This is a genomic window from Sphingomonas sp. AC449 (assembly GCF_979253475.1).
Genome location: NZ_CEEDCZ010000003.1, coordinates 326,776 through 347,705, shown reverse-complemented (window position 1 = coordinate 347,705; position 20,930 = coordinate 326,776). Strand labels below are relative to the sequence as shown.

Below are 20,930 nucleotides of genomic sequence, written 5' to 3'. Positions count from 1 at the left end.
GTCAGCGGCGACGCGCGCTCTGCGTCCGGATCCACGCCGCCGTCTCGTCGGGCCGTGTGACCAGGATCATGTGGCCGCCGTCGATCAGCGTGAGGTCGGCGCCAGGCAGCGCGGCGGCAAGACCACGGCCATGGACGTCGGGATCAAGCACCTGATCGCCACGCCCGTACAGGATCGCAGTGGGGACCGACAGGCTGGGATAGGATGCCGCCATCGCCGGCAGATCGTCGTTCGCGGCAACGAGGTCCGCCGATGCGCTGCGGAAGCTCCTCGGGCGGGCGACCAGCGCGCCGCCGCCGCGCGTCACGAAGTCCGCGGGGACGGGTTCGGGTGCGAAGGCGGTTTCCGTCCCGCGCTGGCCGAGCAGAAGCGTGAGCGGCGTCGCGATCGTCCACGCGACCGCGGCGCGCGCCGCACCCGAGGTGATCGCCAGCCGGTCGAACGCGGGCGGTATCATCTCCTGCGGCTGTGTCAGCGGCGCGATCAGCGCGAGACCGCCGACCTGGTCGGGGTGATCGAGCGCGAGCGCCAGCGCAACCGCGCCGCCCAGCGAATGACCGACGATCAACGGCCGTTCGAGCCCGAGCTTGGCGATGAAGGCAGCAACCTGTGCCGCCTGCGCGCGGATATTCGCCGCCGCGCCGGGGGCCGAATAGCCCGAGCCGGGGCGGTCGATCACGATCACGCGGTGATCGCTCGCAAGCCGCTCGACCAGCGCATAGCTGAAGTTGCGCATCTGTCCGGCCAGACCGTGGATCATCACGATCGCCGGCCCGTCGCCGCGGTCCTGATAGTGCATGCGGCGGCCGTCGATATCGATGAACTGTCCGTCCGCGGGGATCAGACGCTCGACCCGGCGCTGCGTCAGCGCGGCGAACAGCGCGAGCCCACCCACGGCGGCAACGGCACCTGCCGCGACGATCGCGCCGGTGCGGACTGCGGGTGCGGGCTTCTCAGTTTCGTGCCGCGCCGCCACCGGCAAGTGACGCGTGTCGCCTGCCTTGTCGAACTTCATGGTGCCATCCTCCAGTTTTCCAAATTTCAACGCTGCCAGATCCAGCACGTAATTCTGGTGCACCTTCCACGGCGCCTTCGACCCCTGATGCGGCAGGATCGCGTTCGCCCGCTGTACATAGCCCGAGGTGAAGTTGAGCATCGGTTCGCGCGTGATCGACGCGTCGTCCGCCCGTGGCGTGCACGATCGATAGCCGTGGTCGTCCATGCGCCGGATCAACCGGCAGGCATAGCGCGCCGAGAGATCGCATTTCAGCGTCCACGACGCGTTGGTATAGCCGAAGGCAAGCGCGAGATTGGGCACGTCGCTCAGCATCATGCCCTTGTAGATCAGCCGGTCTGCGGGGTTCACGAGCGCGCCATCGACGCGCAGCGCGACGCCGCCCATCAGCCGCAGGACGAGGCCGGTCGCGGTCACGACGATGTCCGCGGGCAGTTCGCGGCCCGACTCCAGCGCGATCCCGCCCGGCGTGAACCGCGCAATCCGGTCGGTCACGATCGTCGCCTTGCCCTCGCGCATCGCCTCGAACAGGTCGGCGTCGGGCACGAGGCAGATTCGCTGGTCCCACGGCGCATAGCTCGGCTCGAAGTCGCGCTCGACCTCGTAATTGTCGGGCAGTTGCGCGCGGACGCGCTTGAGGATCAGTGCCTTGAGCGTCTCGGGCTTTCTGCGCGCATAGGTGTAGGTCGCGATCCCCAGCAGCACGCTCTTCCACTTCGTCGCGGTGTCGGCGATGCCGCCCGGCAGCCGCCGATGCGTCCAGCGCGCGAAGCCGTCCTCCAACGGCCGCGACACGATATAGGTCGGCGACCGCTGCAGCATCGTGACATGCGCCGCGGTCTTTGCCATCGATGGCACCAGCGTCACCGCGGTCGCGCCGCTGCCGATCACCACCACGCGCTTGCCCTCATAGTCGAGGTCGTCGGGCCAGTGCTGGGGATGCACGACGCGACCGGTGAAGTCGTCGATGCCATCGAACGCGGGCGTGAACCCCGCGGCATAATCATAATAGCCGCTGCCCATGTACAGGAAGTTGCAGGTCAGCGATGCGGGCGTGCGTTCCGGGCCGGTCTCGACGTCGAGCGTCCACTGCGCATCGGCGGACGACCAGGACGCGGCGAGGACGCGGACGCCGAAGCGGATGTGCCGATCGATCCCGAACGCGGCGGCGGTGTCGGCGATATAGTCGCGGATCGCCTCGCCCCCTGCGATCGCCTGCTCGCTCGACCAGGGTCGGAACGGGAAGCCGAGCGTGTACATGTCCGAGTCCGATCGGATCCCGGGATAGCGGAACAGGTCCCAGGTGCCGCCGATCGCGTCGCGCGCCTCGAGGATCGCATAGGTCTTTCCCGCGCACTCCGTCTGCACCCGGTAGGCCGCATCGATTCCCGACAACCCCGCCCCGACGATCAGAACGTCGTGATGCGTCTGCGCGGCGGTTGGGGACGATGCGTGCGGTGCTGCGGTTGCCACGTCAGGGTACTCCGATCATGAAGGCGGGACGACCAGCCGGCCCGCACCACATCTGGAAACGGACGTTATCACTTGGCAGCAGACGACGCAATTCCCGAGCATAACCAGCGGCGGTACCGCGGCCTGACCGCAGACGAGCGACGCGCCAATCGTCGCGAGCGGCTGATTGCGGCGGCGATCACGGCCTATGGCCAGCACGGGTACCGGCAGACCACGGTCAGCACGATCTGTCGCATCGCCGGGCTCACCCCGCGCTATTTCTACGAGGCGTTCGGGAACAGCGAGGCGCTGCTGGTCGCGGCGTTCACCACGGTGACCGACCTGGTAATGGCGCGCGTCGCCGAGGCCGGCAGGGTGGGGGACGGTGATCCCGGCACGCGTCTCGTATCGATGCTGACGACCTATTACGGGCTGCTCCGTGACGAACCGGACATGGCGCGGGTGTTCCTGCTCGAGATGTCGGGGATCGGCACCGATGTCGATGCGGTGTTTGATCGCGCGCTCCACGCCTTCGCCGACCTTGCCGCCGCGACGCTCGGTGCGGGACGCGCGGTGTCCGACGCGCCGAGACTCGCACGCACCGGTGCGATGTACGGCCTGCTCCATGTCGCGCGCGACTGGACCGCGCGGGGATATGTGGAGCCCGTCGACGCGGTGGTTGCCGCGGCCTTGCCGTTATGCCGGTTGCTGACCGGCGACGGCGCCGCGGTCAGGGGGCGTCGCTGACCAGCGCCGCGCCGCCCTTCGCGTCGAGGTCGAGCATCGCGGTCCGGGTCGCCGAATAGCGCGGCCAGTTCGGCAGTCTGGCGCCGTTCGGGTCGCCGCGCTTGACGAAATTGACCAGATACTCGCTCGCGGTCCGCGCCGCGGCACGGTCCGTCGTGCTGGTCTGCGCGCCGTATTTAACGTCGGCGGTGTCGAAGAAGAACGGGATGTCGGTCGCATGGCCAGCCCCGTCGGGCGAGGTGTCTCGCGCTGCGGTCGCGACATAGGAGAAGCGATAATAATAGGTCGGCACGCCCGCCTGCGACAGCGCCTGCGCGGCGCTGCGGGCGCCGACGATCATATAACCCTGCGGCCCGCCAATGTCGTTGCTCGTCGCGCCCACCATGACCGGGACCTTGGCGAACCGGCCGTCGCGGTACGCAGCCGCAGGATCGACGGCGATCCTGCCGTCGACGATGGGGCTGCTATAGGTCGGCGCGCTGCCGGGCGGGGTGCCCATCGACGCCAGGTTCAACCCGTCCACGACCTGCTCGGCGGGGAGCGCGCGCAACTTCGCCAGCGCGTCCGGCGCATCCGCGGCAATCGCCTTCGACCGGGCGAAACTGACGCCGATGGTCTCGGCATCCGCAAGGCTCGGCCCGGGCCCGGCGCGCCCCGACTGGATGACGGCCTTGTGGAACAGCCCGACCCCGAGCGGCGACGACAGCAATGTGTGCACCGACATGCCGCCCGCGCTCTCACCGATGATCGTGACATTGGTCGGGTCGCCGCCGAACGCAGCGATGTTGCGCTTCACCCAGCGCAGCGCCGCGAGCTGGTCCATGAAACCATAGTTCGCCAGCATCCCGCGATCGGGATCGGCCTTGGTCAGTTGCGGATGCGCGAACGTCCCGAACCGGCCGAGCCGATAGTTGAAGCTGACGACCATGATCCCCTTGGGGGCGAGCGGCGCACCCGAATAGGTCGGCGGCGACGAGCCGCCGTTGACGAACCCGCCGCCGTAGATCCACACCATCACCGGCAGTTTCGCCGTCGCCCCGGCAGGCTTCCAGACATTGGCGTACAGGCAATCCTCGGCGGGCGGGGTGCCGAGCGGCGCGGCATCGCTCGGGAAGGGCAGCTGCATGCAGTCATGGCCATACCGTGTTGCGTCGCGCTCACCGCGCCAGGCCGCGATCGGCTGCGGTGCGCGCCAGCGAAGCGCGCCGACCGGCGGCTGGGCAAAGGGGATGCCCTTGAACGCGACGACGCCGTCGCTTTCGCTGCCGCGCAGCGTACCGGTGTCGATCCGTACGCGCGGGGCGGGCTCACCCGTCTGAGCAGGTGCTGCGCTAGCCAGCATCGTGGCGGTCAGCATGATCAAGGCGCGCATGGGTATCCCTGGTATGACGACCATCACGGCCTCCGGAGACGAAGGTGTATTGGCGATTACGCGCCCTGCATAGTCCGCCCGGACCAGCCAGAGGGCAGATGGTAACGATTGACACTATCTAGGCGAACAGCGTAGCTAGTCTCATTCGTTACCACATCGGGAGCTGAGAGCATGGACCATATGGACGTCAATCCGATGGGTTTGGACGGGTTCGAGTTCTGCGAATTCACCTCGGCCGACCCGGACCGCATGGCGCAGCAGCTGGAGCAGTTCGGCTTCGTCGCCGCGTCGACGCACCCGACCAGGGCAGTGACACGCTACAAGCAGGGCCGGATCAACCTGCTCCTCAACCGCGAGCCCGACAGCCATGCGGCGTCGTTCCACGCCAGCCACGGCCCGTCGGCGAGCGCGATGGCGTTCCGCGTCAGCGATGCAAAGGCGGCCTATGCAAACGCGATCGCCGCCGGGGCAAAGCCTGCCCCCGCGGGTGCCGTGCTCGACGATATTCCCGCGGTCGAGGGCATTGGCGGGTCGATCCTGTATCTGGTCGACCGGCACGGTGCGGCGGGATCGCTCTACGACGACTGGACGCCCGTTCCCGGTGCCGCGGAGGCGGAGGCCGAGAACAATGTCGGGCTCGATCTGCTCGACCATCTGACGCACAATGTCCGTCGCGGGCAGATGCGGACCTGGGCCGAGTTCTACGGTCGGATCTTCGGCTTTGAGGAGCAGAAGTATTTCGACATCAAGGGCAAGGCGACCGGGCTGTTCAGCCAGGCGATGATCGCGCCCGACCGCGCGATCCGTATCCCGCTCAACGAGAGCCAGGACGACAAGAGCCAGATCGAGGAGTTCCTCAAGGACTATAACGGCGAGGGCATCCAGCATCTGGCGCTGACGACCGAAGACATCTTCGCGACCGTCGAGAAGCTGCGCGCGCGCGGCGTCAAGCTGCAGGACACGATCGAGACCTATTACGAACTGGTCGACAAGCGCGTGCCCAACCATGGCCACGACCTCGAGCGGCTTCGCAAGAACCGCATCCTGATCGACGGCAATGTCGGCGAGGAGGGCCTGTTGCTGCAGATCTTCACCGAAAACATGTTCGGGCCGATCTTCTTCGAGATCATCCAGCGCAAGGGCAATGAAGGCTTTGGCAACGGCAACTTCCAGGCGCTGTACGAAAGTATCGAGCTCGACCAGATCCGTCGCGGCGTCGTGACCGTCGACGCCTGAGCGTAGTTGCGGATCCCACCGGGCAGGACAGGAGCGCGTCGCGATGAACGGACAGGGCGAACGGACAGAGGCGGGTGAGGGCTATGTCACCGGTTTCGGCAATCACGTCGCGACGGAGGCGGTCCGCGGTGCGCTCCCGATCGGCCGCAACAGTCCGCAGCGTGCGCCGTTCGGGCTCTATGCGGAACAGCTGTCGGGGTCCGCGTTCACCGCGCCACGATCCGAGAACAAGCGGAGCTGGCTCTACCGGCTTCGCCCGACCGCGCAGCATCCGGCGTTCACGCCCTATGCCGGTGCCGTCCACCTGAAATCGGCACCGTTCGGCGACGCGCCGCCCAGCCCCAACCGGCTCCGCTGGGACCCGCTGCCCTGGCCGGCGGCGGGGACCGACTGGCTCGACGGGCTCGTGTCCTATGGCGGCACGGGGTCGGTCGCCGAGCAGACGGGCGTGGGTATCCATTGCTACGCCGCGACCGCGGACATGGAGCGCGCGTTCTTCTCGGCCGATGGCGAACTGCTCATCGTGCCGCAGGAAGGCGCGCTGTCGATCACCACCGAGTTCGGCCGGATCGACGTCGCACCGCTGTCGATCGCGCTCATCCCGCGCGGGGTGCGGTTTCGCGTCGCGCTGACCGACGGGCGGGCGCGGGGCTATGTCTGCGAGAATTACGGCGCGCCGTTCCGGCTGCCCGACCTTGGCCCGATCGGCGCCAATGGTCTCGCCAATCCCCGTGATTTCGAGACGCCCGTCGCGTGGTACGAGGATGTCGATGCGCCCTGTACCGTCGTGCAGAAATTCCAGGGCGGGTTGTGGACGACGACGCTCGACCATTCGCCGTTCGACGTGGTCGCCTGGCACGGCAATCTCGCGCCGTGTCGCTATGATTTGACGCGCTTCAACACGATCAACACCGTCAGTTTCGATCATCCCGACCCATCGATCTTCACCGTGCTGACCGCGCCGAGCGACACGCCGGGCACCGCCAATTGCGACTTCGTGATCTTCCCGCCACGCTGGATGGTGGCGGAGGGGACGTTTCGTCCGCCCTGGTTCCACCGCAACGTGATGAGCGAGTTCATGGGGCTGATCGCCGGCGAATATGACGCCAAGGAAGGCGGCGGTTTCGTCCCCGGTGGTGCCTCGCTGCACAACCAGATGAACGGCCATGGCCCCGATCAGGCGACCTATGACAAGGCGTCGACCGTGGACCTGAAGCCGCACAAGATCACCGGCACGATGGCGTTCATGTTCGAAACCCGCCACGTCGTCCGCACCACCGCCTGGGCCAGTGCGACCCCGACGATGCAGCTCGATTACGACGACGTCTGGAGTGGCTTTTCGAAGGCCAGGCTCTGATCGTCCCGCACGTCATCCGTGGGCGGGGGCGGGGGCGGGGGCGGGCATAACGTCTCGATCGCCGCGCGCAGGTCGATGATCGGATACGTCGCGCCGCGCGTGGTGATCGTCGCGGCGATGCGGGCCATCGCCCTGTCGCCGCCGGTATCGCTGAGCAGCTGGACCGACGAGCGTTCGACCGCACAGAGCTCGTCGACCATGAAGCCCGCCTGATTGCCGTCCGCGGAGGCGAGCACGGTGAACGGCGCACCGTTCCCGTTATCGGCAATTCCGAGGACGCGGTGGAGATCGATCAGCGGGACGCCGCGGCCGCGGTGGATGATGTAATCGTCGATCCCCTGCGTCCGATCGGTCAGCCCGAGACCCGACGTCCTGGTCGCGATGATCTCCTCGACCTGCGACAGCGGGATCGCGAAGCGCCGGTCGGCGAGCCGCACGAGCAGGAATGCGCGCAGGGCGTTGGTCCGCTCACGCTCGACGTCCGCGGCCGCCCTCGACCCGGTCCCGGCCTCCGTCTTGTCGCAGATCCGCCCGACCGTACCGAGTTGCGCATCGGCCTGCATCGCGTCGGGATCGAGCAACAGGCTCGGCGCATCGGTGCCGTACAGCCCGTTGAACAGGCTGCGGTTGCCAACCACGAATTGCTGCAGCGGCTTGATCTCGTCCGACGCGATCCGCAGCATGTCGTTCACCGCGTCGATCTGAAGCCCGACCAGATGCCCCGACGGCAGTCGCAAGATCACCGCCGCGGTACGCTGCGTCCGGCGGCATTCGCCGAGCCGCAACAGCCGCAGCGTATCGACGACCGGGACACGCCGGCCGTTATGCGTCAGCCAGCCGACCCAGAGATCGTCCTCGACCGGACTCGGCGCGATCGTCTGTTCGGGCACCGATGCCTCGATCACGCGCGCGGCAAGACCGAGACGCGCTGCGCCCACCGTGAACAGCAGCGTCGGCACGCCGGTGGTGACGCTGCCCGGGCGGATCGTCGCCGTCGACCGCTCGATCGCGAGCGGCATCGCGTCGAGCGCGGCAAGCGCGGCGATGTCGAGCACCAGGCCGCGCGTGTCGCCGTGGACGAACGCGGCACGGATCAGTGCCGCGCGGCTCGCCCGCGCGCCGCCGGGCTGTCCGAACGTATCGGTTTCGTCGCGCAGGTCGAGCTGCGTCATGTCGGCGGCGTCGAGCGGCAGCACGCCGGCGATGGACTCGATCGCCAGCCCGATGACGCGGTTCGCGTCGCGCAGGATGAGGATGACGGGGCAGCGCTCCGGTGACGGCACGCCGAGCAGCGCGACCGGGTCCAGGACGGGGACGATCGCACCGCGCAGGTCGATCGCGCCGATGACCTCGTCCCGCACCGCCGGAAAGGGGAGCAACGCCGCCGGGCGGGGGACGACCTCGCGGATCGCCTCGATCGGCACGGCGAGCGTCAGGCCGCCGACGACCACCGCGCCGTGCAGCCCCGCGGGTGCGCCACGTGGCGGGCGGGCGGATGCAGGCGTGGCAGGAGCGGGGCGGAGCGTCGGCGTCCGTCGCACGACCGCCACCCGGCGCGGCTCAGGCTGCCGCACGTTCGGTGGCGTTCGACAAGGTGCGGATAAGGTCGACGACCTTGGCGGAGGCCTCGTCCTGGACCGAGGTCGACTTGGCGATCGCGTCGATCGCATCGCCCGTCTTGTGGACCGCATCGACGATCCCCGCGAACGCGTTGGTCGCCTCCTTCGAGCGCTCGGTACCGCGGGCGATGCGTTCGAGCGACTCGTCGACCAGCCGGTTGATCTCGCGCGCCGCGGTCGAGCTGCGTTCCGCGAGCTTGCGGACCTCGCCCGCGACCACCGAGAAGCCGACGCCGTGCTCGCCCGCGCGCGCCGCCTCGATCTCGGCGTTAAAGGCGAGGAGGTTGGTCTGGCCCGCGATCTCGCCGATCACCGACACGATCTCCGCGATTCCCGCCGCCGATTTCTGGATCAGGTCGATCGACTCGATCGCACCACCCAGCGCAGTGCGGCCTTCCTCGGCTTCGCTGCGCGTCCGCCCCGCGAGGTCGGTCGCGGTGTCGGTCGCGCCGGTGATCGCGGTGATCGACTGCGTCAGCGCGCCGACATGGTCTGCCATCGACACCGAGCATGACGTGATCTGCTGCTCGAGCAGCACCTGGTCGGTCACGTCGGTCGCGTATTTGATGACGCGCAACGGGTTGCCCTTGAGATCGAGCACGGGGTTGTAGGTGGCCTGGATCCAGACGTCGCGGCCATATTTGCCGATCCGGTGGAAGCGTCCGGAATGCACCTCGCCCTTGTTCAGTTTCAGCCAGAAGTCGCGATATTCCAGGCTGCGGATATAGTCGGGCGAACAGAACATCGAATGGTGCTGGCCGACCACCTCGCGCAGCGAGTAACCCGTCGTTCGCAGGAAATTCTCGTTCGCCGACAGGACGTTGCCCTCGAGGTCGAACTCGATCACCGCCTGCGCGCGGTTGATCGCGTCGACCTTTGCCTGGTGATCGTTCGCCGCGAGCTTCTGTGCGGTGACGTCGACCGCGAACTTCACGACCTTGACGGGCTTGCCGTTGAGATCGAGGATCGGGTTGTACGTCGCCTGGATCCAGACCTCGGCACCACCCTTTTTGAGGCGCTTGTATTCGCCCGCGTCATATTCGCCGCGGCCGAGCTTTTCCCAGAACACGGCATAGGCGTCCGACTGCGACGTGCCCGCATCGCAGAAGACACGGTGATGCCGACCGCGGATCTCGTCGAGCGTATAGCCCGTCAGCGCGAGGAAATTCTCGTTCGCGTCGAGGATCGTGCCGTCCATCGCGAATTCGATCACCCCCTGTGCGCGATCGATCGCGCGCGCACGGCCCTCGAACTCGACGTCGCGGCGCTTCTGATCGGTGATGTCATGCGCGAACTTGACGACCTTGCGCGGCTTGCCCTCGATATCGAGGATTGGGTTGTAGGTCGCGCGGATCCAGACTTCGCGTCCACCGCTCGCGATCCGCTTGAAGACGCCGGAGACGAATTCGCCCGCGCGCAGCCGGTTCCAGAGATCGGCATAGTCGGGCGATGCGGCATAGCCGGCGTCGCAGAAGGTGCGGTGATGATGGCCGACCACGGCGTCGCGCGCATAGCCCATCAGCTCGAGGAAATTGCCGTTGGCGTCGAGCACGGTGCCCGCGAGGTCGAACTCGATGACCGCCTGCGCGCGGTCGATCGCCGCGGCGCGGCCCGCCGCCTCGACCATCGCAAGGCGCTGCGCGGTGACGTCCATCGCGACCTTGACCACGCCCGTCGGAATGCCGTCATAATCGAACAGCGGGTTGTACGACGCCTGGATCCAGACTTCGCTGCCGTCCTTGCGGATCCGCTTATATTCGCCCTGGTCGAGCTCGCCCTTGCCCAGCCGTTGCCAGAACTGGCGATAGGCCGGGCTCTGCGCATAGTCCGCGTCGCAGAAGATCCGGTGGTTCTCGCCCGTGATCTCATCGAGCTCATACCCCATCAGCGACAGGAAATTGGCGTTCGCGGTGATCACGCGCCCCGACAGGTCGAACTCGATCAGCGCGAACGCCCGGTCGATCGCGGTGATGCGGCCCTGATTGTCGACCGTCGCCTGATGCTGCGCGCTGATGTCATAGGCATAGCTCAGCACCGAGACGAGCTGGCAGTTCTTGTCGAACGTCGGCACGAAGATCTCGCGCACCCAGACATTCTGCCCCGGGCACGGGGTATAACGCCGGATGACCGTGTCGGACTCGCCGCGCTCGAACCGGCTCCAATAGGTGTCGGCGTCGTTCGCCTGGCGCTCCGCCGCGGTCCAGAACATGTCGAACCGGCCGCCGGTCATCGCCTCGCGGGCAAGCCCGGTCAGTTCGAAGAACTTGGCATTGCCGTCGATCAGGTGGCCGTCGGGCGAATATTGGCAGATCGCGAGCGCACCGTTGATCGCATCGAAGCGGTGCACGATGAGCGCGGTGTCGTGCAGGCTGCCGGGCGTCACCGCGCCCATGAAGACCAGCTTGCCCCCGGCCCCGGACAGCGCCCCCATCAGGCCCTGGACATGCATGCAATGGCCCTGCGTATTCGCGAGCAGCCCCTCGACCGCGACCGTCGTCGCGTCACCCGTCGCCAGTCGCGCGATCGCGTCGGGGTAGTTCGGGAACAGCGTCGCGAAGGTCGCGATCGCGTCGACCGACGCGAGGATCGTCCGCGCGGCCTCATTCGTCTCGATCAGCGCGCCATCGGCGCTGAACGCGAGAACGATCATCTCGTCTGCCAGCGCGGCGGCGGCGCGCGCGCTCAGGTCGACAACAACACCTTCCAACGACATATGATGCTCCAGCCATCTTTCGCCTCATTATAGGATCGGCGCGACCGCCCCGGACCGAGGCGCGGATTTTGGCGAGGCGATCGTCGCGGCGATTGCGCTTTGCACCGGGCATCGCAGCGCCTAAGGCGCGCCTTCCCCGGGGGGCCGCTGACGCGCGGCTGAGAATTGGGCTGCAGCCCATGACCCGCTGAACCTGATCCGGCTGATACCGGCGTAGGGAGGGCCAACGGTTTTTCCGTCGTCCCTCCGCTTGGAGTGGACGTGCGCACATTCGATCGTGGCTTTTCGACATCTTCGGTTCGGCTGCAGGGCCGGCGGCCTGCGTGCGCGGCGATCGCGCTGGCGGCATCGCTTGCAGCGGCGCCTGCGACGGCTCAGACCGATTCCCGCCCCGACACGCCGTCTGCGGACCCCGGTGAGATCCGCGTCGCCGGCCAGCCCGATCCCGCAGGCCTGCTGCCCGACCAGCGCGTGCCCCGCGCGCAAAGCGCGATCTCGGCCGAATTCATCGCCAAGCAGGCGCCGACCCTGAACGCGTTCCAGCTCGTCACGCTGCTGCCCGGCGCCAACGTCGCATCGAGCGATCCCTATGGTCTCTCGACGAGCTCGAGCCTCACGCTGCGCGGGCTGGGTCAGGACCAGATCGGCGTGCTGATGGAAGGCGCCCCGCAGAACGACATCGGCTATTACTTTGCCTATCCGTCGCAGTTCGCCGACCCGGAGAACCTCAGGCAGATCGCGCTGGCGCAGGGGTCGGTCGACATCGACTCGCCGACGGTCGGTGGTGCAGGCGGGCTGTTGTCGCTGAAACTCGACGATCCGGGCGCGCGACCCGGGGCGGTGGTGGACCTGTCGCTCGGTAGCTACGCCGCGCGGCGGGCCTTTGTCCGGATCGATACGGGAACGCTCGGCACCAGCGGGATCAAGGCGTTCCTGTCCTATTCCAATACCCGCGCGAACAACTGGCGCGGTCCCGGCTACGACACCCGCCAGCATATCGACGCCAAGCTGCTCCGCGAATGGGGCGCGGGCAATCGCGCCAGCCTCGCCGTGTCGTACAACGACGCCAACACGTCGAGCTACCCCAGCCCGACGCTTGCCGAATGGCAGGCGCAGGGGCGCGACTTCAACTTCGCGCGCGCGTATCGGGCGGGGTCGACCGACTATTGGCGGCTCTACCGCGCGCCGTTCCGCAACCTCTATGCGGCCGCGCCGGTGCACATCGTGCTCGGCGACCGCCTGACGCTCGATACGACCAGCTATCTCCAGTTCGGCTACGGCAACGCGCCCTATGGCACGCAGCTCGCCACGACGGGCAATTTCCTCGGCAACGAGGCGCTTGCCGATCCGATCGCGTTGCCGGGGGCGATCGACGGGGTGGCGACCGTGCTCGGCAACTATACCGGTGACCAGGTCCGTGGCGGCAGCGTCGGCAAGCTGACGTTGCAGGCGGGCATCCACCGCATCACCGCGGGGCTCTGGTTCGACTATGGCACCGACCGCGTGACGCAATCCTATACGCGCGTCGATGCCGACGGCGATCCTGCGGACCGGTGGGGATATCGCGCAAAGGCGATCCGTACCGCCGATGGCCGTCTGCTCGCCTATGAGAACCAGCGGACCGTCACCGTCACCAAGGCGGGCTTCATCGCCGACAGCATCGCGGTCACGCCGCGGCTGACGATCGATATCGGCTTCAAGGGCGTCAACCTGCTCCGCAACGGCCGCAACTATCTGCCCGGCCCGCAGCGCGAGGTGCGGCGGAGCAGCTTCGCGGCATTGCCCCGCGCGGCGATCCACTACCGCCTCGACGATCGGCAACAGCTGTTTGCCAACGTCACCACCAACTTCCGCGCGCCGAACGAATTCGCGCTCTACGATTATTATTATGGCGGCGAGGTCGTGGTGCAGGGCACGAACGCGCTGAAGAACGAATATTCGGTGTCGCAGGAGATCGGGTACCGCTTCATCGGCGAAAGCCTGTCCGCATCGGTCACGGGCTTCCATTACGCCTTCAGCAACCGACAGCTCGCGACGGTGATCGATCGCGGCGGTGCTCAGGTCAACGGGACGCTCAATGTCGGCGGGCAGACCTCCTATGGCGTCGATGCGGAGATCGACTATCGGCCGGTCGCCGGGGTCAGCCTGTATCTGTCGGGCGAATATCTGCGCGCGCGGATCGACGACGATCTGCCGATCGGCTCGGACTTCCTGCCGACCCGCGGCAAGCGGGCGGTGTCGAGCCCGACCGTCCAGTTCGGCGCCGGCGGCCTCTACGACGATGGCCGGTTCTTTGGCAGCATCGCGTCGAAATATGTCGGTCGCCAATATTCGACCTTCATCAACGACGAGAGCATCAAGGGCTATGCGACGCTCGACCTGTCGATCGGCGTGCATCTCGCCGAGTGGCTCGACGGCAAACGTACCGACCTGCGCATCAACGCGATCAACGTGACCGACCCGCACGTGCTCGCGGGCGTTCAGGCGGTCAGCACCAATGCGCGCGACGTGGCGGGGCGGGGCGGGACGATCATCACGGGCAATGCGCCGGCCTATTATGTCGGCAGCGGTGCGGCGGTGATGGGCACGCTGTCGCGCGCGTTCTGACATGACGACGCCGCCGTCCGCTGCCGGCCACCGCGTTCACGGCATGGGCACCGCGCTCGAGGCGCCGACCTGGCCTGCCATCACGCCCGACGAAGCCGCGGCAATCCTCGCGCGCTTTCCCGCGGCGGGGCGGATGACCGCGCTCGAATGGCATTCGCCGCGCCCCTTTTCGGCGGCGACGCTCGTTCGGACGACGACGGGCGCGTTCGTCGTGAAGCGGCATCATCACCGGCTCCGCTCGCCCGCCGGTCTGGCCGAGGAACACGCGTTCATCGCGCATCTCGCCGCCCGCGGCGTCAGCGTCGCGGATGTCCTGCGAACCGCATCGGGGGAAAGTGCGGTCACCGCGGACGGATGGACCTACGAGGTACATCGCCAGGCGCCCGGCGCGGACCTCTACCGCAATCGCCAGTCATGGACGCCCTTCCTGTCGGGCGCGCACGCCGGGGCAGCGGGCGCTGCGCTGGCGCGGCTCCACCACGCGGCGGCCGGTTTCGATGCGCCTGCGCGCGCGGTCCAGCCGCTCGTCACCAGCCTTGCGATCCTGTCGGCCGCGGACCCGATCGTCGCGGTCGAGGCCTATGTCGCGGCGCGCCCCGCGCTCGCCGGCTATCTCGCAACCAGACCATGGCGCCGCGAGCTGGCGGCGCTGTTCGCAAGCCTGGGGCAGGGGCTCGCGCCACGTCTTGCCGTCCAGCCGCCGCTGTGGACTCACAATGACTGGCATCCGTCGAACCTGTTGTGGGCGACGGACGGCAGCGTGGCGGCCACGTTCGACTTCGGGCTAGCCGACCGTACCAGCGCGGTCCACGATATCGCCACGGCGATCGAACGCACGGCAGTCCGCTGGCTCGATCTGGGGCAGGGGGCGGATGACAGCATTGCCGATCCCGACGCAGCGGTCGCACTGCTGGACGGCTATGCCACCGTCCGGCCGCTGAGCAGCGCCGACCTCGCCACGATCACCGCGCTGTTGCCACTGGTGCATGTCGAGTTCGCGCTGTCGGAGATCGACTATTTCGCGGGAATCGCAGGCGATCCGGACGCGGCGACGCTGGCATGGGATGGATACCTGCTCGCGCACGCCGAATGGTTTCGCGCAGGCACCGGACGCGCGCTGCTGCGTGCGATCACACAGATGGAGAGCCAACGATGACACCGCTCGAGATCGCCGCGGTGCTCGTCAGCTTCACCGGTATCTGGCTGACCGCGAAACGGCGCATGCTGTGCTGGCCCGTCAACCTCATGGCCTGCGCGCTCTATTTCAAGCTGTTCCTCGACGTGCGGCTCTATGCCGACATGGTGCTTCAGGCGCTGTTCGGCGTTGCGATCGTCTATGGCTGGATTTCGTGGCAGCGCGGCGCGCGCGATGATGGTGCGATCGTCGTCGAGCGCCTGCCCGCCAGGGCCGTCGTGACCGGCCTCGCCATCGGGGCGGTGGGGGCGGTCGCCGTCGGCTGGTTCACCAGCCGGTTCACCGACGCGGCGCTCCCCTGGATGGACTCGGCGTTGACGAGCTTCAGTCTGGTCGCGCAATATTGGACCGCACGCCGGCATGCCGAAAGCTGGCTGCTGTGGATCGCGGTCGACATCCTGTATGTCGGCATGTTCGTCGTGAAGGGGCTGATGCCCACCGCGGGGCTCTATGCCGCAATGGTGGTGCTCGCGGCGATCGGATATCGGCGCTGGCGGCAGACGGTGCCCGGCTTGCGCGGCTGAGCCGGGCGCTGCGTCATCCCTCGAACTCGCGTTCGACGAACCGCATCCGCCTGACGATCGCGACGAAGAAGGCGGTCGACCATCCCAGCAGGATGATGCCGTTCGCCCCCTCGATCGCGCCGACGATCCGCCAGTCGACTCCGAGCAGGACGTCGCCATAGCCGATCGTCGTATAGGTGGTGGTCGAGAAGTAGAGCGCGCTGCCGAGGTCGGCGAGCGCGCCCGTCAACAGGTAAAGCGCGGCATAGGCCCAGATCTCGATCCCGTGCAGCACGAACAGCGCGATCGCTGCGCCGACGATCCCGACCACGTCGCGCCAGCGCCGACGCGGACTGAGCGCCTCGTCGCGCCGGCGGATCACCATCAACAGCCCCGCAAGCCCGGCAAGATGAACCAGCGTCGTCAGCAGGACCATGGCGGTCGACGTCGCCAGTTGCGTAAAGAGGGTCACGGGCGACCCCCGCATCCGGGCCCGGCGCCAGCGGCACATACGGCACCGCCGCGGCCAGCTATCGCGCCGTCATCGCAACTCCGGCAATGCCGCGCGATCAACGCAGTCCACGCAGATCCGTATGGACCGGGCCGTCGGACCCGGCCGGATAGCCGTGACGGCGCGCCTCGCGATCCTCTTGCGCGATCGCCCGGCACAGCGGTGCCGCCTCGCAATGCGCACAATCGTGTTCGGGATCGGCGACCGCGCGGCATTGGTCGACATAGGCGGACAGCATGCCGTGATGCGCGATCTGCGCCTCGCCCGACGCCGCACCCTGCATCCGCTTCGCTTCGCGAAGGACCCGCGTACGGAAGAAGCTTGGGTCGCGCGGCATCATGACGGACTCCTGTGGCGGTCGTGACAGTGTGAGCCCCGGCCGCCTGCGCGTCACTACGCAATTCTACGTAGTGCGCGATCCCGATACCGTCGCGCGGTCCCGCATCTCGCGACGGCGCGCGGGGAGTCCCCACCACGGCGTACCGGGCGAGAGGTGATGCTCGTGATGATAGCCGCCGAAATGGAAACAGGTGAGCAGCGACAGAAATTGCGGGATCTTCGCGCTGTGCGCGCGATGGTCGTCGAGGAAGGGTTCCTCGCGCTCGCGGTGCGGCAGCCAGGTTCCGAACACGAACAGCTGCAGCACTGCCCCGAGCGCGGGCACCGCCCAGAACACGACGATATTGCCGAGCGGCGCGCCGAGGGCGAGCGTGTAGACGAGCGCGACCGCGGTGATCCGCACGATCTGCCCATGCGAGTAATAGGTGCGGAAAAACTGTCCGAACCAGCCGAGCAGGCTCGGATCGCCGCCATGGAAATCGGGGTCGCCCGCACGCCCGGCATGCTTGTGATGGCGGTGATGCTGCGGCAGCAGTGTCGCATAGGAAAGGCAGGCGTAGAGCGAGAGGCAGAGCGCACCGACCACGGCGTTCAGCCGCGGCTGGCCGGGGGCGAGCGCGCCGTGCATCGAGTCATGCGCGATGATGAACAGCCCGGTGCTCAGCCATGTCTGGACCAGCACCATGACCAGCGCGACCGGCACGAGGCCGGGCGTCCAGCGCCACAGGAATATTCCGGTGATATGGATTGCGAGCCATGCCGTGACGATGACCGCGGCGAGCGCGAGTCCGATCTTCGATTGGCGACGTGCAGCCGTTCCGGTCATGCCGAAACGCCGCTCATCGGCGGGACACGGGGGACGCGGGCAACGGCTCGGAGGCAGGGACGGCCTCGCTTGCCCGGTCCCGCTCGTCGACGCCCCGCGGCGTGCGGCGCTGCGGGTCGGCATTCGCGCGCAGCTGCGCCTTAAGCACCGCCGGCTTGCGCGCGAACAGGAACCCGTGGCTGACCGTACCATGCTTGCCCTCGACCGCATGATGCAGACGATGCGCCTGGAGCAGACGCTTGAAATAGCCCTGTTTGGGGACCCAGCGAAACCGCCCGCGCTGATGCACGAGCATGTCGTGCACGAACGCATAGATGCCGCCATAGACCGTTATGCCAAGCGCGGCCCACCAGAGCGGTTCCCAGCGCAGTCCGACGACAAACAGGATGATCGGCACGATCGCGAAGACGATGGCGTAGAGGTCGTTCTTCTCGAACCACCCCTCGGTTTCCTCGTGGTGCGACTTGTGCCAGCCCCAGCCCCAGCCGTGCATGACATATTTATGGGCTGCCCATGCAAAGCACTCCATGAAGAGCACCATGAAGACGACGATGCCGAGCTTTTCGATCCAGGACATCAGCGTCCGATCCAAAGCCCGGCGCAAGGTCCGGCGGGAGAGTTCTGCGATGCGCTCGACATGGTCAACATATACGCGCGGTACGGGGCATATGCGAGACGGAACGCCGAAATAAGAGCTCCGTGTTACCCTGTCGCAGGCTGCTGCGGGGGAACCTCGGAGGTGATGGGGCGACGGGCAGACCCGTCGCCCCGTGAAATCAGGCGATGCTGTGCTTCAGCGCGCTCATCTTGTCATGGCCTTCGCGAACCGATGCGAAGCCGTCCTTGATGATCGCCTGCGTTGCCGGCGACACGTCGGTATCCTTCATGGCGTCTTCGTACTTCGCCTTGATATGGTCCTCGCCGCGCTCGACCTCGTTGATGATCGCCTTGTCATCCTTGCCGGTGATCGCCTGCTTCAGATCCATGAACGTGCGGTGCGCCGCTGCGAGCATACTTGAGTCCAGCTCAGGCTCGCCGCCGAGCGTACGGACCTGGTTCTGCAGCTTGGTCGCGACCTGTGCGCGGTCACGCGCGAAATCGGCGAACATCGTTGCGAACTGCGTCGACTCCGCGTCCTTCGCCGCGTCCTCATAGCCCTTCATGCTGTCGAGGGTCGTCTTGATCAGGCCGTTCAGGACGGAAATATCGGTGTCGCTCATGGGGTAACTCCGTTGGGGGAACCCGCACAACGATCAGCGGCCAATAAGGTCCCGACCGAAAACCGCGCAGCGCTTACTCGTCCTGGGGTTCGAAACCGATGAAGACCGCCGCCTCGTCGACCGTGCGGCGTTCGGACACGACGGCGTTCGCGGGGAACTGCGCGTCGGGCCAGCCGAGTGCGATGCTCTTCATGATCACCTGGTCGTCCGGGATCGCTGCATGTTCCCGGACGACGGGGGACTGCATGATGCCCTGGCTGTTGATCACCGTGCCAAGCCCGCGCGACCACGCCGCGTTGACGAGCAAGGTGGCGACCGCGCCGCAGTCGAACACGGTGTCGTCGCTGTCGGCCAGATCGCGGTCGAACGTGATGATGACGCAAACCGGCGCATCGAACTGCCGGAACCCGCGCATCACCCAGTCCTGACGGGCGTCGGCGTCGTCGCGCGCGATCCCCATCGCGGTGAAGAGCTGCTTGGCGACGCCGACCTGCCGGTCGCGGTGCGCGCCGGCAAACGCGGTGCCGGTGCGGAATTCGCGCGACTGCGGCACCCCGCCCAGCATGCGTTCGGTGTTGCCCGCACGGATCGCATCGAGCGCCGCGCCGCCGACGACGTGGAAATGATAGGGCTGCGTGTTCATCGACGACGGCGCGCGCATCGCCAGCGTCAGCACCTCCTCGATCAGCGCACGCGGCACCGGCTCGGCCGTATAGCCGCGCACGCTGCGCCGCCCGAGGATTACGTCGTCGAAGTGCATGGCTCGCCCGGTCCCTTGCCCCGTCATGATCAATGACGCCTTCGATACCGCAATATCACGCCGCGCACAGCCAGCCCCGTCGCTTCGCACGGAGCATGCGATGCCGCGTCGCAACAAACCGAGGCGTCCATCGTTCGTCCGGCATTCCCCGTAACCACTGTAAAGGCCGAGCATGTTCGGATTCACCAAGAAGATTCGCTATGCCGTCGTCGGCGGCGGCCAGATCTCGCAGCAGGCGTTCATGCCGGGCGTCGGGCGTACCAACAATTCCGAGATGACCGCGCTCGTGACGGGCGATCCCGTCAAGGCGGACAAGCTCGCCAAGCTCTACAAGATCAAGGCCTGGTCGTACGACCAGTATGACGAGCTTCTGAAGTCGGGCGAGATCGACGCGGTCTATATCGCCACGCCCAACTTCCTCCATCTCCAATATGCCGTCCCCGCGCTCGAGGCCGGGATCCACGTCCTGCTCGAAAAGCCGATGGCATCGAGCGTTGCCGAGGCCGAGCAGATCCTGGCCGCGCAGCAGAAGAGCGGCGCCAAGCTGATGATCGCCTACCGCCTCCACAACGAGCCCGGCACCGTCGAGATGATCACGCGTGCGCGTGGCAACGAGTTCGGCGACCTGCGCAGCTTCGTCTCGACATTCGCGCAGAATGTCGCGGAGGCCAATTCGCGCGGCCATAACGGCTATTGGGGCGGCCCCGTGCCCGACATGGGAACCTATCCGCTCAATGCCGTGCGCAACCTGTTCGGACAGGAGCCGATCTCGGTCCACGCGGTCGGGACCAAGACCCCGAACCGCGGCTTCAACTTCCATGACACCGTGGCGGTCACGCTGCGCTTCAGCGGCGAGCGCGTCGCGCAGTTCACCGTCAGCTATGCGACCGCACCGTCGGAATTCTTCGAGCTGATCGGGACGAAGGCGAGCATCCATGCGTCGCCATGTTTCATGTTCGGCGCGACGACGGGCATCGCCTATGTCGAAAAGACCAAGGAGGGCAGCAAGACGCACGACTTCGCGCCGGTCGAGCAGTTCGGCAACGAGACGCAGTATTTCTCCGACTGCATTCTCAACGACCTTCACCCCGAGGCGGACGGCGAGGAGGGGCTGCTCGACATGCGCGTGCTCGCGGCGATCGAACGCTCGCTCGAGACCGGGGAGACGGTCACGCTCGACCCGGCGACCCGCAGCCGCCACGTAGCGCCTGATCAGGCGCTCGAACTCAAGCCATCGAAGGCGCCGAGCGAGGACGAAATGATCAGCATCATCCCACAATCCGCCTGATCGAAAAGCCAGGGCCGGTCGGGATCACGCTCGACTGGCCCTGGACCAGACCCGGAAAGCCCGGCGCAAGCGGCTGTGCGAGTCGAATCCAGCAACGGCGATGCAGGCCAATGGCAGGCCGCCGAACGAACTGAATTAAATCCACTTTGGTTGAAGATTTTGCGAGTATC

At 67.1% G+C, this 20,930-nt stretch carries 17 protein-coding genes and 1 riboswitch; of the genes, 7 read left to right on the top strand and 10 right to left on the bottom strand.

Features of this window, described 5'->3' with window-relative positions; translation table 11 throughout:
• Nucleotide 1: 1 nt before the first annotated feature.
• Nucleotides 2–2,488 (bottom strand): alpha/beta fold hydrolase, encoded by a 2,487-nt coding sequence (locus AC0CH3_RS08120; RefSeq protein ID WP_465237757.1) that lies wholly within the window; start codon nucleotides 2,486–2,488, stop codon nucleotides 2–4.
• Nucleotides 2,489–2,560: 72 nt separating this feature from the next.
• Here AC0CH3_RS08120 and AC0CH3_RS08115 point away from each other — a divergent pair, with 72 nt between their 5' ends.
• Entirely contained in the window at nucleotides 2,561–3,214 is a 654-nt protein-coding gene (locus tag AC0CH3_RS08115) for a TetR/AcrR family transcriptional regulator (protein WP_354300140.1), read from the top strand.
• On the opposite strand, the gene AC0CH3_RS08110 is transcribed toward AC0CH3_RS08115, so the two are convergent.
• The gene (locus AC0CH3_RS08110; protein WP_354300138.1) at nucleotides 3,198–4,586 is read right to left on the bottom strand and encodes a carboxylesterase/lipase family protein; all 1,389 of its coding nucleotides are present in this window, start codon (nucleotides 4,584–4,586) and stop codon (nucleotides 3,198–3,200) included. The genes AC0CH3_RS08115 and AC0CH3_RS08110 overlap by 17 nt on opposite strands.
• A gap of 171 nt (nucleotides 4,587–4,757) precedes the next feature.
• On the opposite strand from AC0CH3_RS08110, the gene hppD reads away from it, so the two are divergent.
• Entirely contained in the window at nucleotides 4,758–5,822 is a 1,065-nt protein-coding gene (gene hppD / locus AC0CH3_RS08105; RefSeq protein WP_354300136.1) for a 4-hydroxyphenylpyruvate dioxygenase, read from the top strand.
• A gap of 43 nt (nucleotides 5,823–5,865) precedes the next feature.
• Nucleotides 5,866–7,179 carry a homogentisate 1,2-dioxygenase gene (gene hmgA / locus AC0CH3_RS08100; protein WP_354300134.1) on the top strand — a complete coding sequence of 438 codons (1,314 nt, stop codon included), beginning with the start codon at nucleotides 5,866–5,868 and terminating at the stop codon, nucleotides 7,177–7,179.
• Here hmgA and AC0CH3_RS08095 read toward each other — a convergent pair.
• Entirely contained in the window at nucleotides 7,137–8,720 is a 1,584-nt protein-coding gene (locus AC0CH3_RS08095; protein WP_354300132.1) for a chemotaxis protein CheW, read from the bottom strand. The two genes, hmgA and AC0CH3_RS08095, sit on opposite strands and share 43 nt — an antisense overlap.
• A 19-nt stretch (nucleotides 8,721–8,739) precedes the next feature.
• Nucleotides 8,740–11,511, bottom strand: a complete 2,772-nt coding sequence (locus AC0CH3_RS08090) for a methyl-accepting chemotaxis protein (RefSeq protein ID WP_465237756.1) — start codon at nucleotides 11,509–11,511, stop codon at nucleotides 8,740–8,742.
• 127 nt (nucleotides 11,512–11,638) lie between these two features.
• A riboswitch (TPP riboswitch) is annotated at nucleotides 11,639–11,748 on the top strand.
• Between the two features lie 66 nt (nucleotides 11,749–11,814).
• Between AC0CH3_RS08090 and AC0CH3_RS08085 the strand changes: the two genes are divergently transcribed.
• From AC0CH3_RS08085 to pnuC, 3 genes are read left to right on the top strand one after another with little or no spacing between them, the layout of a single operon-like run.
• On the top strand, nucleotides 11,815–14,118 hold the full coding sequence (locus tag AC0CH3_RS08085; protein WP_465237779.1) for a TonB-dependent receptor: 2,304 nt from the start codon (nucleotides 11,815–11,817) through the stop codon (nucleotides 14,116–14,118).
• A gap of 1 nt (nucleotide 14,119) precedes the next feature.
• Nucleotides 14,120–15,274, top strand: coding sequence for a phosphotransferase enzyme family protein (locus AC0CH3_RS08080; protein WP_354300129.1), 1,155 nt, complete (start codon nucleotides 14,120–14,122; stop codon nucleotides 15,272–15,274).
• Entirely contained in the window at nucleotides 15,271–15,837 is a 567-nt protein-coding gene (gene pnuC, locus AC0CH3_RS08075; protein ID WP_354300127.1) for a nicotinamide riboside transporter PnuC, read from the top strand. The genes AC0CH3_RS08080 and pnuC overlap by 4 nt, the downstream gene beginning before the upstream one ends.
• 13 nt (nucleotides 15,838–15,850) lie before the next feature.
• On the opposite strand, the gene AC0CH3_RS08070 is transcribed toward pnuC, so the two are convergent.
• The 6 genes from AC0CH3_RS08070 to AC0CH3_RS08045 all read right to left on the bottom strand — a co-directional run bounded on the left by AC0CH3_RS08070 (nucleotide 15,851) and on the right by AC0CH3_RS08045 (nucleotide 19,472).
• The gene (locus tag AC0CH3_RS08070; RefSeq protein ID WP_354300125.1) at nucleotides 15,851–16,288 is read right to left on the bottom strand and encodes an ion channel; all 438 of its coding nucleotides are present in this window, start codon (nucleotides 16,286–16,288) and stop codon (nucleotides 15,851–15,853) included.
• A 97-nt stretch (nucleotides 16,289–16,385) separates the two neighbouring features.
• The gene (locus AC0CH3_RS08065) at nucleotides 16,386–16,667 is read right to left on the bottom strand and encodes a hypothetical protein (protein ID WP_465237755.1); all 282 of its coding nucleotides are present in this window, start codon (nucleotides 16,665–16,667) and stop codon (nucleotides 16,386–16,388) included.
• A gap of 63 nt (nucleotides 16,668–16,730) precedes the next feature.
• Nucleotides 16,731–17,492 (bottom strand): fatty acid desaturase, encoded by a 762-nt coding sequence (locus AC0CH3_RS08060; RefSeq protein ID WP_354300123.1) that lies wholly within the window; start codon nucleotides 17,490–17,492, stop codon nucleotides 16,731–16,733.
• Nucleotides 17,493–17,505: 13 nt separating this feature from the next.
• Nucleotides 17,506–18,069 carry a sterol desaturase family protein gene (locus AC0CH3_RS08055; protein ID WP_354300121.1) on the bottom strand — a complete coding sequence of 188 codons (564 nt, stop codon included), beginning with the start codon at nucleotides 18,067–18,069 and terminating at the stop codon, nucleotides 17,506–17,508.
• A gap of 199 nt (nucleotides 18,070–18,268) precedes the next feature.
• The gene (locus tag AC0CH3_RS08050; RefSeq protein WP_354300119.1) at nucleotides 18,269–18,712 is read right to left on the bottom strand and encodes a ferritin-like domain-containing protein; all 444 of its coding nucleotides are present in this window, start codon (nucleotides 18,710–18,712) and stop codon (nucleotides 18,269–18,271) included.
• Between the two features lie 73 nt (nucleotides 18,713–18,785).
• Nucleotides 18,786–19,472, bottom strand: a complete 687-nt coding sequence (locus AC0CH3_RS08045; protein ID WP_354300118.1) for a nitroreductase — start codon at nucleotides 19,470–19,472, stop codon at nucleotides 18,786–18,788.
• A gap of 172 nt (nucleotides 19,473–19,644) precedes the next feature.
• Here AC0CH3_RS08045 and AC0CH3_RS08040 point away from each other — a divergent pair, with 172 nt between their 5' ends.
• Nucleotides 19,645–20,760: a Gfo/Idh/MocA family protein gene (locus AC0CH3_RS08040; RefSeq protein ID WP_354300116.1), complete on the top strand. Its 1,116-nt coding sequence runs from the start codon at nucleotides 19,645–19,647 to the stop codon at nucleotides 20,758–20,760.
• Nucleotides 20,761–20,930 lie beyond the last annotated feature (170 nt).

What these genes read in the sequence shown, in the direction of transcription:
- AC0CH3_RS08110 (WP_354300138.1), bottom strand. Translation starts at nt 4,586, where the DNA reads ATGCGCGCCTTGATCATGCTGACCGCCACGATGCTGGCTAGCGCAGCA.
- hppD (WP_354300136.1), top strand. Translation starts at nt 4,758, where the DNA reads ATGGACCATATGGACGTCAATCCGATGGGTTTGGACGGGTTCGAGTTC.
- hmgA (WP_354300134.1), top strand. Translation starts at nt 5,866, where the DNA reads ATGAACGGACAGGGCGAACGGACAGAGGCGGGTGAGGGCTATGTCACC.
- AC0CH3_RS08090 (WP_465237756.1), bottom strand. Translation starts at nt 11,511, where the DNA reads ATGTCGTTGGAAGGTGTTGTTGTCGACCTGAGCGCGCGCGCCGCCGCC.
- AC0CH3_RS08080 (WP_354300129.1), top strand. Translation starts at nt 14,120, where the DNA reads ATGACGACGCCGCCGTCCGCTGCCGGCCACCGCGTTCACGGCATGGGC.
- pnuC (WP_354300127.1), top strand. Translation starts at nt 15,271, where the DNA reads ATGACACCGCTCGAGATCGCCGCGGTGCTCGTCAGCTTCACCGGTATC.
- AC0CH3_RS08065 (WP_465237755.1), bottom strand. Translation starts at nt 16,667, where the DNA reads ATGATGCCGCGCGACCCAAGCTTCTTCCGTACGCGGGTCCTTCGCGAA.
- AC0CH3_RS08060 (WP_354300123.1), bottom strand. Translation starts at nt 17,492, where the DNA reads ATGACCGGAACGGCTGCACGTCGCCAATCGAAGATCGGACTCGCGCTC.
- AC0CH3_RS08055 (WP_354300121.1), bottom strand. Translation starts at nt 18,069, where the DNA reads ATGTCCTGGATCGAAAAGCTCGGCATCGTCGTCTTCATGGTGCTCTTC.
- AC0CH3_RS08050 (WP_354300119.1), bottom strand. Translation starts at nt 18,712, where the DNA reads ATGAGCGACACCGATATTTCCGTCCTGAACGGCCTGATCAAGACGACC.
- AC0CH3_RS08045 (WP_354300118.1), bottom strand. Translation starts at nt 19,472, where the DNA reads ATGCACTTCGACGACGTAATCCTCGGGCGGCGCAGCGTGCGCGGCTAT.
- AC0CH3_RS08040 (WP_354300116.1), top strand. Translation starts at nt 19,645, where the DNA reads ATGTTCGGATTCACCAAGAAGATTCGCTATGCCGTCGTCGGCGGCGGC.